An 11,859-nucleotide genomic window follows, 5' to 3' on the forward strand; every position below is an offset into this window, starting at 1 on the left:
GGGAATGGGTCAGCAGGAGACGGTTGCAACGAGCCTCGCGGGCGCGATCAGCGAGGGGATCAGCGCTTCCCTCGCGCCGGTGGACGCAGACCTCGCCCGCCGCTACCCGGGGGACCCGGGCACCCGCCAGCCCGTCCACACCGTCTACGTCCCCGCTGACGTCTTCGCCGCCGGCACCGTCCGCGCGTGGGGCGACCAGGCACTCGCCGCCCTCGACGAGCACGCACCGGACGCCGCCGCCCTCGCCGGCGTCCTGGGCATCCCGGACGAGCACGCCGATTCGGTCCACGCGCGCGTGCGGGCCAAGCTGGAGCGCGAGCCCGTGGAAGACCTGCGGATCGACTTCGAGGACGGCTACGGCCCGCGCCCCGACGCGGAGGAGGACGCGGCGGCCGCCCGCGCGGCCCGCCTGATCGCCGAGGCGTACGACAACGGCACCGCGGCCCCGTTCATGGGCATCCGCATGAAGTGCATGGAGGCGGCGGTACGCGACCGGGGCATCCGCACGCTCGACATCTTCCTCACCGGGCTGATGGAGGCCGGCGGCCTGCCCGACGGCCTCGTGCTGACGCTGCCCAAGGTGACGTACGCCGAGCAGGTCACCGCGATGGTGCGGCTCGTCGAGGAGTTCGAGAAGGCACGGAGCCTGGAACCGGGACGGATCGGCTTCGAGATCCAGATCGAGACCACCCAGTCGATCCTCGGCGCCGACGGCCGCGCCACCGTCTCGCGCATGATCGAGGCCGCCGACGGCAGGGCCACCTCGCTGCACTACGGCACCTTCGACTACAGCGCCTCCTGTGGCGTCTCGGCGGCCTACCAGTCGCTGGACCACCCGGTCGCCGACCACGCCAAGGCCGTCATGCAGATCGCGGCGGCGGGCACCGGCGTGCGGCTGTCCGACGGCTCGACGAACGTCCTGCCGGTCGGCGCGACCACACAGGTCCACGACGCGTGGCGGCTGCACCACGGTCTGGTACGCCGTTCACTGGCCCGCGCCTACTACCAGGGCTGGGACATGCACCCGGCCCACCTGCCGACCCGCTACGCCGCGGTGTACACCTTCTACCGCGAGGGACTTGAGCAGGCGGCGGCCAGGCTCACCGCGTACGTGAGCCGGGCCGGCGGCGATGTGATGGACGAACCCGCCACCGCCAAGGCGCTCAGCGGCTATCTGCTGCGCGGCCTCGACTGCGGGGCCGTGGACGTCGCGGAGGTCGCCAGGCTCACCGGTATGACCCGTGCCGACCTCGACGCGCTCGCGGGCCGCCCGGTCGTCGTCAAGTAGCAGGCACAGCTGTCACTGCTGCCCCGTACCCTGTACCCGACCACAGTCGGACACAGGAACGGGCAGTGGTGTCAACGAGAACGAGCGGCTCGCCGGGCCGCTATCCGAGTGATCGAACAGCTGGGCCGGGGCGGCATGGGCGTGGTGTGGCGCGCCGTCGACGAAGTGCTCGGCCGCGAGGTCGCCGTCAAGGAACTGCGGACGTTCAACGACTCGTCGGCGCCCGAACTGGCCGATCTGCGGGTGCGGATGCAGCGCGAGGCACGGGCCGCCGCGCGAGTGCGGCACCCCGGCGTCATCGCCGTGCACGACGTCACCGACCACAGCGGGCGCCCGGTCATCGTCATGGAGCTCGTCGACGGGCCCTCCCTGGACGACGTTCTGGCCGAGCGGGGAGTCCTGGACCCGAGCGAAGCGGCGTCCATCGGCGCCGAAGTACTGCGGGCGCTGGGCGCCGCCCACCGCGTCGGGGTGCTGCACCGTGACGTCAAGCCGCGCAACATCCCGCTGGACCGCAGTGGCCGGGTGGTTCTCACCGACTTCGGGATCGCCGCGATGGACGACCCGGGGGACGGCTCGACCACGCACCTCACGCGCAGTGGCGAACTGGTCGGATCCCTCGACTACTTGGCGCCCGAGCGCGCCCAGGGCAACGACCCAGGCCCGGCGTCCGACGTATGGGCGCTCGGCGCGACGCTGTACGCGGCGGTGGAGGGCTCCTCGCCGTTCCGCCGCACCTCGACCTGGTCGACGCTGACCGCGATCGTCGTGGATCCGCTGCCGGAAGCGCGGCGCGCGGGCCCGCTGGGGCCCGTGCTCCAGCGGCTGATGCACAAGGACCCTGCGCAGCGTCCCGACGCGGACGCGGCGGCCGGGCTGCTCGCGGCGTGGCGGCCGGGGAGCACACCGCGGTCGCCACGACGCCGGGCGGCGACGTCCGCGGCGGCATACCCGGGGAACTTCGGCCTGGGACCCGCAGGGTGTTCCGAGCGGCCCTCCGCAGGCCGCGCCGCGCGGGGTGACCGAGCGCGACGTGCTGCCGCACCGGCCCGAGGGTTTCGGCCCCGCGATGAGCCCGATGCCCGCAACACCGGTGTCTTCGTCAGCGTCGTCTACCTCAAGGGCGGCGACAACGACCAAACCGCTGCCCGGTCTGCCGGTCTGCTGAGGCGGCGCGATGTCCCCCGTACGCTCAGCGCGCCCGGTCCCAGGGCCTGATCTCGCCCGAGCCACGGGCGATGAGGCGGGTCGGGAGCTCCACGCGCGCCGGAGGGTCGTCCGAGCCGTCCAGGCGCCGGAAGAGCCGGTCGGCTGCGGTGCGGCCCAGCGTGGCGGCGTCCTGGGCGATGACGGTGAGTCCCGGCTGCAGCAGGTCGGCGAGCTCGATGTCGTCGAATCCGACCAGGGCGATCGGGCGCTTCCGTGCGGCCAGTACGCGTACGGCTGTCACGGTCACACGGTTGTTGGCCGCGAATATCGCCGTGACGGGCTCGGGGGCGTCCAGCATCGCGGTGGTCGCGTCCTCCACCCGCTCGGGGGCGGTGCTGCCGAGCGACATCCAGGATTCGTCGACCCGCAGTCCGGCGCCCTCCATCGCGGCGTGGTAGCCGCGCAGCCGCTCGATGGCGGTGTGGATGCGCGGCTGGTCGCCGATGAAGCCGATACGGCGGTGCCCGTGGGCGATCAGATGGGCGACGCCCTCACGGGCACCGCCGAAGCTGTCGGAGAGCACCACGTCCGCGTCGATCATCCCGGCGGGGCGGTCCACGAAGACCGTGGCGATGCCCGCCGCGATCTCCGGCTCCAGATAGCGGTGGTCGTCCCCGGCGGGGATCACGATCAGACCGTCGACACGCCGGGCGCACAGGGCGAGCACCAGCTCCTGCTCCCGGGCGGGGTCCTCGGCGCTGGATCCGTTGATGAGGAGGGCGCCGTGGGCGCGGGCCACTTCCTCGACGGCGCGGGCCAGCGGCCCGTAGAAGGGGTCGGCGAGGTCTTCGAGGACCAGGCCGATGCTGGCGGTACGGCCCTTGCGCAGCACCCGGGCGCTGTCGTTGCGGCGAAAGCCCAGGGCGTCGATGGCCTCCTGGACACGCCGTTCGGTGTCGGGCGTGACACCCGCCTCGCCGTTCACCACACGGGAGACCGTCTTGAGGCCCACCCCGGCACGCGAGGCGACATCCTTCATGGTCGGCCGGGTGCCGTAGCGGGGCTCGGGGCGGCTCGCGGTCTCGGCCACAGTGCGCTGTCCTGTCGTTGTCGAATGTGTCAAAGGGTGTGGCGTCGAGCATAGAGCCTGGACAACGTTGTCAGCTGAATAGAGACTGGTCCCTGACCTGTCACCATCCTGCCCACCTGGAGACCCGACACCGATGCACACCGACCTCGTCGCCGCGCTGGACATCGGCGGCACCAAGATCGCCGGAGCTCTGGTGGACGGCAGCGGGCGGATTCTCCTGCGGGCGCAGCGGCCCACGCCCGCACGCGAGGACGGCGAAACGGTGATGCGCGCCGCCGAAGCGGTCCTCACCGAGCTGACGACCTCCCCGCTGTGGGAGCGCGCCGGGGCCGTCGGCATCGGCAGCGCGGGTCCGGTGGACGCCTCCGCCGGCACGGTCAGTCCGGTCAATGTCCCCGGCTGGCGCGGTTTTCCGCTGGTCGAGCGGGTGCGGGCGGCGACGGGCGGCCTGCCGGTCGCGCTGGTCGGCGACGGCGTCGCGATGACGGCGGCCGAGCACTGGCAGGGCGCGGCCCGCGGCTACGACAACGCTCTGTGCATGGTCGTGTCGACCGGGGTGGGCGGCGGGCTCGTTCTGGACGGGAAGCTGCACACCGGACCGACGGGCAATGCGGGCCACATCGGCCACATCAGCGTCGACCTGGACGGCGATCTGTGCCCGTGCGGAGCGCGCGGCTGTGTGGAACGCATCGCCAGCGGCCCCAACATCGCCCGCAGGGCCCTCGACAACGGCTGGCGGCCGGGGCCGGACGGCGATGCCACCGCCGCGGCCGTGGCATCGGCAGCCAGGGCCGGGGATCCGGTCGCCGTCGCCTCCTTCGAGCGGGCCGCCCAGGCCCTGGCCGCCGGCATCGCCGCCACCGCGACGCTCGTCGAGATCGAGATCGCGGTCATCGGAGGGGGAGTCGCGGGCGCGGGCGATGTGCTCTTCACGCCCCTGCGCCGTGCGCTGCGCGACTACGCCACGCTCTCGTTCGTACAACGCCTGACCGTCGCCCCGGCCCTGACCGGCACCGACGCGGGCCTGGTGGGTGCGGCGGCGGCCGCCACGCTCGGCGGAAGGTCGGGCGAGACGGCCGCGGCCGCCATGGGCTGACCGCCGAACGGGACCGCGCGCCGGGGCCGCGGTAGAGAGCCGCCGACCTGGACCGTCGACCGGGGCTGCCTTCCGGGACCGCTGTCCGGCTGAATGGCACGGTCGGCAGAACCGCGCAGTCGACTCAACCGCACGGTCGGCTCAACCGCACTGTCAGTGCCCGCCGTTAGGCTGGCCCGAACAATCCCCTACCCAGGGTGTTGCTGCTGCTGTGGTGCCCCGCCCGTGATGCAGGCGGGGCACTGCTACGTATGGGGACGGCCAACGGACCGTGAGCGCGACCGTTTCCGGGGGTTTGCCGGGCGCGCCGACTCATGCCAGCGTGGGCCGGCATGAGCGGTGATCAGGAGCGGGACGCGGCGCTGTCGCAGGCTGTACGGCTGCGCGAGCAGGGGCGGACCCGGCAGGCGCGCGAGGAGTTGATGGCGCTCGCGCAGCGCTATCCGCAGGACACCGAAATCGCCTATCAGGCCGGGTGGGCGCACGATGTGCTCGGCTTGGAGGCCGAGGCCGTCCCGTTCTACGAACGGGCCCTGAGCGGACCCGGCCTCTCGGCGGAGGACCGGCACGGCGTCTTCCTGGGCCTGGGAAGCACCTACCGGGTGCTCGGCCGCCACGAGCTGTCGCTGCGGACCCTGCGCGGCGGCCTCGCGGAGTTTCCGCGGGACCCGGCGCTGCGGGCCTTCCTGGCCATGGCGCTGTACAACGCGGGGCAGGGCCGCGGGGCCGTGCGGACCCTGCTCAAGATTCTGACAGCCACCAGCACCGACCCCCGGGTGCGGAGTTACCGCCGCGCGATCGACCACTACGCCGACGACCTCGACGCCATGGAGTAGGGCGCGCGAGCACCGGCCCGGTCGGGCGTCAGCCCGTCGCGCAGGTCTCCACCTGCCGCGACCGCTGCTCCACGATCACCAGGAACGCGTCCGACTCCAGGTCCATCACGACCTCGGCCGGACAGCCCTCGGCGCGCCGTGCGTGGGCGAATTCCTCCGCCGGCCAACTGCCCCGCGGTCCTCCGGCCGGGAACTGCTCCAACACCGTGCGGCTCATGCTGTGCCCCGTTTCCGTACGTGTTGCTTCCGTAGTTGCCGGACTCGTGCTCGTGTGCCCCAACGAGACTCCGTACGCATGCGTCACGGTTCCCCCGTCCCACCAGGGCGCCTTCTCATAGGGTTCGACGCCGCGCGGGGGCGGGATCGTTGCTTTCTGTCGGCAACAGCATCGGCACGGTTGTGTGTCCGAACGGTCGCGGGCACCATGCCGCGACCCCGGGTTTCCGTGGCAGGGTGTTGCGGGCAAGCCACTGGGGGCAACGGAGAAAAGGGGGGAACCGTGATCGTCTGGATCAACGGTGCGCCCCAGAAAGTCACTGGTCAGCGGCTTACCTGCTGGAACGTCCTACAGCTATCTAGCCTAAGTTAGCTTAATCTGGCTTTACTTAGCCCTGGTGGGTAAGATCTTTCTCCCATTCGTCTCCCATGGGGGCAAGGCGCGAGCCCCTTCCTGGCTAGTACTGCAACGGTGTCTACCGTGACTGTTGGCCAGGTCGCTCGTTGGTGTGGATATGGGTGGGGACCTTGCTGATGTGCGTGTATGGGCGACCCAACTGGACGCGGTGCACGAGCGGTTCGTGCACCGCTTCAACCGGTCCGAACCGCGGGAGTCGGGGCTTGCTTACATGCAGGGGACGGCGCGTCTCTGCACCGGCCGCACCCCGACTGCTGCTGCGGCCCGTTGGAGTTGCGACGGCCGTTCCCGGCAGAGCGAGCTTCCGGCAGTGAATCGGACTACTTCATGAGCGTGACAGTCTCCCTGACCACAGCCAGCGCCGCTGTCCGTTCTTCGTCGGTCATGCGAGCGGGTCCATAGGTGATCACGGGGTCGAGGACCTGGTAGCCGACGAACTCCAGCATTCCGCGGTGGATGTGGAACAGGAAGTCGTCCATCGAGCCGTACGAGCCACCGGGACGGAAGGACTCACTGGCCCCGCCGGTCGTGAACAGCAGCATCGCGCGTTTTCCGGCGAGTGCCGCGTCGCCGAGGATTCCGTAGTCCCCGCCGAAGACTCCGCCCATGACGAAGACCCGGTCCACCCATCCCTTGAGTGTGGCGGGCAGCGAGAACCACCACAGGGGGAACGACAGGACGAGCAGATCGGCGGCGATCAGCCGGTCAAGATGGGCCCTGACGGTCGCGTCGAGCGTCCCGTCCTTGACCGCGCGCATCTGCTCGGCCTGCGGCTTGAAGTAGCCGTCCACCGGTGCGAACTCCTCGCGGGCGAGGGTCGGGGCCCATGCGTCGGCGTAGAGGTCGAGGATGTCGACCCGGTACCCGGCATCGCGCAGAGCCTGAGCCGCAGTGGTCATCTGGGCCGTGCTGAAGGAGTGGGGCTCGGGGTGAGCGTGAACGATCAGGGCGGTGGGGGCAGCATCGGAGGTCGACATGAAGAAATCATATCGACATATCGCGATGTGTCAATCAGATGGTGGTGTCGATCGCTCTCGCCACCTGTGCAAGCCGCTCCTCGTCGCGCCGGTAGTGGGTCCACTTGCCCACCCGGGTGGGATGCACAAGGCCTGCCCGTTCGAGCGTGCTCATGTAGCTGGAGACGGTTGACTGGGCGAGTCCCGACTTCGCATGGATGTGTGTGACGCATACGCCCACCACCTGGCGGTCCGCGATCGGCTGGTACTCGCCGAAGTGCGTTTCGGGGTCCTTCAGCCACTGCATGATCTGCAGACGGGCGGGGTTGCCGAGAGCCTTGAACACCTCGATCAGATCGCCCGGACCCAATCCTGCCGCTTCAGTCATGCGTCACCTCTTGACCTCTTGCCCAGATACCCTGACGCATCACGATATCTCGATATCTGGTCCGGCCGGTCGCGGGAGCGATGACTCGGGTGCATCAGCTCAGCCGGCAATGAGCCGGCTGTCGGCTGGATCGCCGAGGCGCCTCTCAGGGGCGAGTAGATCAAGAAGCAGGCGTCGGCCGGGACTCTGCGGAAAACACGGGAGGTTGGCCCGTGGTCCAGATCACCTGTGCGGACAGGAGGCTGATGCGCCAGCCCTCGTGCGTGCGCCGCAGCTCCGTCTCGTAGCGGCCGCCCACGGTGAAGAGAGGGTCGGCTTCCTTGCCGCGCTGCTGAACCGTGGCGTCGTGGTGGACGTGCGTCATCAGCGCGTTCCAGGACGCTGTGGCCGTTCCCGAGGCGTCCTCGACATCCACCAGCACGTCGGAGGCGATGTGCTGCGTGCGGGCGTACCGCTCGACTGCTTCCTTGGTGTCATTCATGGCTTCGATACCCCCGGATGCGCCGATCGGGGTCACCGTGCGCACATCGTCGGTGAAGTAGCTGCGAGCCCAGCCGTCCTCGAACTTCCGCTCGTCCAGGGCGCGGAAGAAGCGGCTGATGAGCGTGCTGATCTCGGTCTGATCCGTCTGCGTGGTCATGGCTCAAGCTTCTTCCCTCAACCGCACTTAAGGTCAAGATCGAGGCAAGTGGAGTACCGGGCTCAGCTCTGGTGTGCCCCCGGAGTGTGTCCGAAAGCTCGGCGGAAGACATCGATGAATGCGCTGGCCGAGGCCCACCCGCATGCGCGTGCCACCGAGGTCACCGGGGTGTTCTCGGCGAGCAGGACCAGTGCGCGGTAGAGGCGCAGTTGGGTGCGCCACTGGGGGAAGGTCATGCCGAGATCGGACTGGAACAGGCGGGAGAGGGTGCGGTCGCTCGCGCCGATTTCCTTGCCGAGCATGGCCAGGCTCCTGCTGTCGGCCGGATCGGCCTGCAGGATCGCGCAGAGTTCCTTGAGCCGCGGGGCGGAGGGCGTGGGCAGGTGTACGGGCTCGTGGTGTGAGGCTTTCAACTGGTCGAGCATGACCGCCCGCAGACGTCTGCGTACGGGACTGTCATCGAGCGGGGCGCGGGTGTAGGCGAGGATGAGCTCACGCAGGAGGGGGCTGACGGTCAGCACGGTCGGCCCGTCCAGGCCCAGTGGGTTGTCGGTGGCGGGCAGGCCGACCAGGTGCAGATCGAGCCGGCCGTGGGCCTGGTGGGCGTGGACGGTGCGGGCCGGTACCCAGATGGCCCGGGTGGCCGGCGCGACCCAGGTGCCCGCACCGGTGGTGATGGCCAGCACTCCGCGGGCGGCGTAGACGATCTGATGGTCGTCGTGCCGGTGGGCGTCGATCGCGGCCCCGGGCGCCAGCCGCTGGGCGCGTGTCGGCGCGACGGGCTCATGGCGGATTTCCTTCATTGGTTGGCATTTTATCGGAAGCGCGACGCCGTGTTCGACGATGACCATAGCGGTGTGCCGAGAAAACGAACCATCCTCCTGCTGTCCGTCGGCCACGGCTGCGTAGACATCTACCAGGGTGCGATTGCTGCGCTCATCCCGTTCTTCGTGACGGAACGCGCCTACACCTACGCCGCGGCCTCGGGCATCATGCTCGCCGCCTCCCTGCTGTCCTCGGTGGCCCAGCCGCTGTTCGGCGCTCTCACCGATCGTTGGGCGATGCCCTGGCTGCTGCCGGTCAGCACGATCCTGGGCGGAGTGGGAGTCGCCCTGAGCGGTCTCAGCGGCTCGTACGCGCTGACGTTGGCGTTCGTGGCCGTATCCGGGCTCGGGGTCGCCGCGTACCATCCCGAATCGGCCCGCGTCGCGCGCATCGCCGGCAAAGGCAGCCACACGGCGATGGGCTGGTTCTCCCTCGGCGGCAACATCGGCTTCGCCCTCGCCCCGCTGATGGTGACTGCGGTGGTCGCGACCGGGGGGCTGCGGCTCACGCCGTTGATGGTGGCGCCCGCCCTGGCGGGCAGCGTGCTGTGCCTGCCGGTCCTGCGGGCGCTGGAACGGGACGAGCGGGCCCGTACCGGCATCGCCGCCCCGGTGGGCATCGACGACAAGACGTCGTTCGTGAAACTGTCGTTGGCCGTGGTCTGCCGGTCCATTGTGTTCATCGGGCTCAGCACATTCATCGGTTTCTACGCCGAGCAGCGCACCGGGGGCGGGGCGGCAGCAGGCTCCGCGGCCCTGTTCGTCCTCTACGCCGGGGGCGCGGCGGGCACCGTACTCGGCGGGAGCCTGGCCAACCGCTGGGACCGGGTCACCGTGGTACGTGGGTCGTACCTGGTCAGCGTGGTCGCCGTCGCCGGAGTCGTGTTCGTCCCGGGGCCCGCGCTCTTCGCCTTCGTGGCCCTGACCTCCGCCGGCCTCTACGTCCCCTTCTCGCTGCAGGTCACTCTCGGGCAGGACTACCTCCCGAACCGCGTAGGCACGGCGAGCGGCATCACTCTGGGCCTGACGGTGAGCGTCGGCGGACTCGCGACCCCGCTGATCGGTGGCATCGCCGACGCCACCTCGCTGCAGACAGCCCTGACACCACTGATCCTGATGCCTGTTCTGGCCTGCCTGCTGTTCCGGATGCTGCCCGAACCGGCCGTGCCCAAGGTTGAGGCGCTGCCGCAACAGGTCGCGGAGTGCGAGGAGACCCCATTTGCTGCTGCTGATGAGGCCACAGCTCGTGGCGCATTGGCCTGGCAAAAACACGCGTAGACAACCCGAGCTGCGGCATGATCGCAGGCATGTTGATCGAACACGAGGGCCGCTCGCCGACCGTGCACCCCACCGCGTACGTCGCGCCGACCGCGACACTGAGCGGGGACGTACGGGTAGGAGCCGGGTGCCGGGTGTTGTTCGGCGCCGTACTCACTGCCGAGGGCGGGCCGGTGGAGCTCGGTGAGGGCTGCATCGTGATGGAGAACGCCGTCCTGCGCGCCACACGCCGCGATCCCTTGACCTTGGGGCAGAAAGTCCTGGTCGGCCCCACCTCGTACCTGACCGGATGCGCGGTGGAGGACGAGGTGTTCCTGGCCACCGGCAGCCGGGTGTTCAACGGCGCGCACATCGGGACACGCTCGGAAGTGCGCATCAACGCCGTCGTACACCTGCGCACCGTGCTGCCCGCCGACTCCTTGGTGCCGATCGGCTGGGTAGCCGTGGGCAACCCGGCGCGCATCCTGCCGCCCCAGGAGCATGAAGCGATCTGGGCGGTGCAGAAGGAACTCGACTTCCCCGGCTACGTCTTCGGCCTCGATCGGCCCGCTGACGGCGAGAGTCTGATGCCGGGCATCTCGGAGCGTTTCGGCCGGGCTCTCGGCCGCCATCGAGACGATCGCCAGGTGTGAGTCCCGGCCCCCTGGCGCCCCGGGCCTGCACAGGGGCGTGCAGTCACGTCTCGGCGAAGCCTGAAGCCGAAGGATCCGCGCATGGGCGCGCGGATTACGTCCCCGGGGGGCTCGCTGCGGTAGCCGGCTGACAGTTGGCGAGGGGCCTGATACCAAGCGACGTATGCGAATACGTCTACGTGGATGCTGCCTCGCCCTGAGCGCCGCTCTGTCGCTGATCGGATGCGACGCCCCGGGCGACGACGCGTCCGGCAAGGACCAGGGTGGGTACGAGGGAAAGGAACTCGGCGGCGTGAGCGAGCCGCGTCCCGGGCCTGCGCACCCCAAGGCAGGCAAGGCGTCGGCAGATCCGCGTACCGGAGATTTTAATGGCGACGGATTCGACGATCTGGCCGCGGAGGCGAACGGGCGCGTCATCGTGGTGTACGGCGGCCCGCGCGGCCTCGATCCACGGGTGAGAACGTCCGCGCGAGTGTCTGCCGCCTTGGACGCCAAAGAGGTCAACAGCCCCTGGTACCCGGTGGACGTCATCACCTTCGACCGGGGTGATCTGGACCAGGACGGCTTCACCGACCTGGTGGCCACCCGCCGCGACGGGCAGCAGTACGCGATGTGGGGCGGCTCGCGGGGGCTGGTCGGGATACGACGCCTGGACACCGGTGCGCGCACGGTGCGGGATCTGGAGTCGGCAAGCTGGGCCACCGGCGCCGTCGGGGACTTCAACGGGGACAGCGCCACCGACGTCTTCCGCCTCGGCTCGGCGAACGGCTCCGAAGGCACCATCCACTTCGGCCCTTTCGGACGCGACGGCGAACCCGCCCGCGTCCAGGACCCCGACGCCAAGCAGCCGAAGGACTCGACTCCCTACCGGGCCGTCGCGGGGGACTTCGACGCAGACGGCTACGACGACCTGACCGTGTCGCTGCGCTGGACCGACCCGGACATGGAGGGCGACGGTATTACGTACCCCAGGGGTGACCAGTACTTACCGACCGAGGTTCCGTCTATCTCGTGACCGACGTGGCACACGCGGACGGCACCGGTCGCA

Annotated in this window: 13 protein-coding genes and 1 pseudogene; 8 read left to right on the forward strand and 6 right to left on the reverse strand. The window is 70.1% G+C overall.

All coding sequences use genetic code 11. The annotated features are described in order from the left end of the window. Positions 1-4 precede the first annotated feature (4 nt). Positions 5-1,288: a DUF6986 family protein gene (locus QMK30_RS19725; RefSeq protein ID WP_283519604.1), complete on the forward strand. Its 1,284-nt coding sequence runs from the start codon at positions 5-7 to the stop codon at positions 1,286-1,288. A gap of 108 nt (positions 1,289-1,396) precedes the next feature. Further along, a complete protein-coding gene (locus tag QMK30_RS19730; RefSeq protein WP_502963170.1) occupies positions 1,397-2,506 on the forward strand; it encodes a serine/threonine-protein kinase in 1,110 nt (369 codons plus the stop codon). Here the strand turns inward: QMK30_RS19730 and QMK30_RS19735 are convergent. After that, positions 2,481-3,527 carry a LacI family DNA-binding transcriptional regulator gene (locus tag QMK30_RS19735; protein ID WP_283519605.1) on the reverse strand — a complete coding sequence of 349 codons (1,047 nt, stop codon included), beginning with the start codon at positions 3,525-3,527 and terminating at the stop codon, positions 2,481-2,483. The genes QMK30_RS19730 and QMK30_RS19735 overlap by 26 nt on opposite strands. A 133-nt stretch (positions 3,528-3,660) precedes the next feature. Between QMK30_RS19735 and QMK30_RS19740 the strand changes: the two genes are divergently transcribed. Both QMK30_RS19740 and QMK30_RS19745 read left to right on the forward strand, forming a co-directional pair. Continuing rightward, on the forward strand, positions 3,661-4,623 hold the full coding sequence (locus QMK30_RS19740; protein ID WP_283519606.1) for an ROK family protein: 963 nt from the start codon (positions 3,661-3,663) through the stop codon (positions 4,621-4,623). A gap of 332 nt (positions 4,624-4,955) precedes the next feature. After that, positions 4,956-5,459, forward strand: coding sequence for a tetratricopeptide repeat protein (locus QMK30_RS19745; protein ID WP_283519607.1), 504 nt, complete (start codon positions 4,956-4,958; stop codon positions 5,457-5,459). A 28-nt stretch (positions 5,460-5,487) separates the two neighbouring features. On the opposite strand, the gene QMK30_RS19750 is transcribed toward QMK30_RS19745, so the two are convergent. Further along, the gene (locus tag QMK30_RS19750) at positions 5,488-5,676 is read right to left on the reverse strand and encodes a DUF8839 family protein (protein ID WP_283519608.1); all 189 of its coding nucleotides are present in this window, start codon (positions 5,674-5,676) and stop codon (positions 5,488-5,490) included. A gap of 514 nt (positions 5,677-6,190) precedes the next feature. On the opposite strand from QMK30_RS19750, the pseudogene QMK30_RS19755 reads away from it, so the two are divergent. After that, positions 6,191-6,313: pseudogene (locus QMK30_RS19755) on the forward strand (IS701 family transposase); the annotation flags it as partial. 100 nt (positions 6,314-6,413) lie between these two features. Here the strand turns inward: QMK30_RS19755 and QMK30_RS19760 are convergent. The 4 genes from QMK30_RS19760 to QMK30_RS19775 all read right to left on the reverse strand — a co-directional run bounded on the left by QMK30_RS19760 (position 6,414) and on the right by QMK30_RS19775 (position 8,880). Then, positions 6,414-7,070: an NAD(P)H-dependent oxidoreductase gene (locus QMK30_RS19760; protein ID WP_283519609.1), complete on the reverse strand. Its 657-nt coding sequence runs from the start codon at positions 7,068-7,070 to the stop codon at positions 6,414-6,416. Positions 7,071-7,104: 34 nt separating this feature from the next. Then, positions 7,105-7,437 (reverse strand): ArsR/SmtB family transcription factor, encoded by a 333-nt coding sequence (locus QMK30_RS19765; RefSeq protein ID WP_283519610.1) that lies wholly within the window; start codon positions 7,435-7,437, stop codon positions 7,105-7,107. Positions 7,438-7,597: 160 nt separating this feature from the next. Further along, a complete protein-coding gene (locus QMK30_RS19770) occupies positions 7,598-8,077 on the reverse strand; it encodes a nuclear transport factor 2 family protein (RefSeq protein WP_283519611.1) in 480 nt (159 codons plus the stop codon). A gap of 62 nt (positions 8,078-8,139) precedes the next feature. Next, complete coding sequence (locus tag QMK30_RS19775) at positions 8,140-8,880, reverse strand: AraC family transcriptional regulator (protein ID WP_283519612.1); 741 nt, start codon at positions 8,878-8,880, stop codon at positions 8,140-8,142. 54 nt (positions 8,881-8,934) lie between these two features. On the opposite strand from QMK30_RS19775, the gene QMK30_RS19780 reads away from it, so the two are divergent. The 3 genes from QMK30_RS19780 to QMK30_RS19790 all read left to right on the forward strand — a co-directional run bounded on the left by QMK30_RS19780 (position 8,935) and on the right by QMK30_RS19790 (position 11,826). Next, positions 8,935-10,179 (forward strand): MFS transporter, encoded by a 1,245-nt coding sequence (locus QMK30_RS19780; protein WP_283519613.1) that lies wholly within the window; start codon positions 8,935-8,937, stop codon positions 10,177-10,179. Between the two features lie 29 nt (positions 10,180-10,208). After that, a complete protein-coding gene (locus QMK30_RS19785; protein ID WP_283519614.1) occupies positions 10,209-10,811 on the forward strand; it encodes a gamma carbonic anhydrase family protein in 603 nt (200 codons plus the stop codon). A 163-nt stretch (positions 10,812-10,974) separates the two neighbouring features. Beyond that, positions 10,975-11,826, forward strand: a complete 852-nt coding sequence (locus QMK30_RS19790; protein WP_283519615.1) for a hypothetical protein — start codon at positions 10,975-10,977, stop codon at positions 11,824-11,826. Positions 11,827-11,859 lie beyond the last annotated feature (33 nt).

It is taken from the genome of Streptomyces sp. H27-C3 (assembly GCF_030063415.1).
GTDB lineage: Bacteria > Actinomycetota > Actinomycetes > Streptomycetales > Streptomycetaceae > Streptomyces.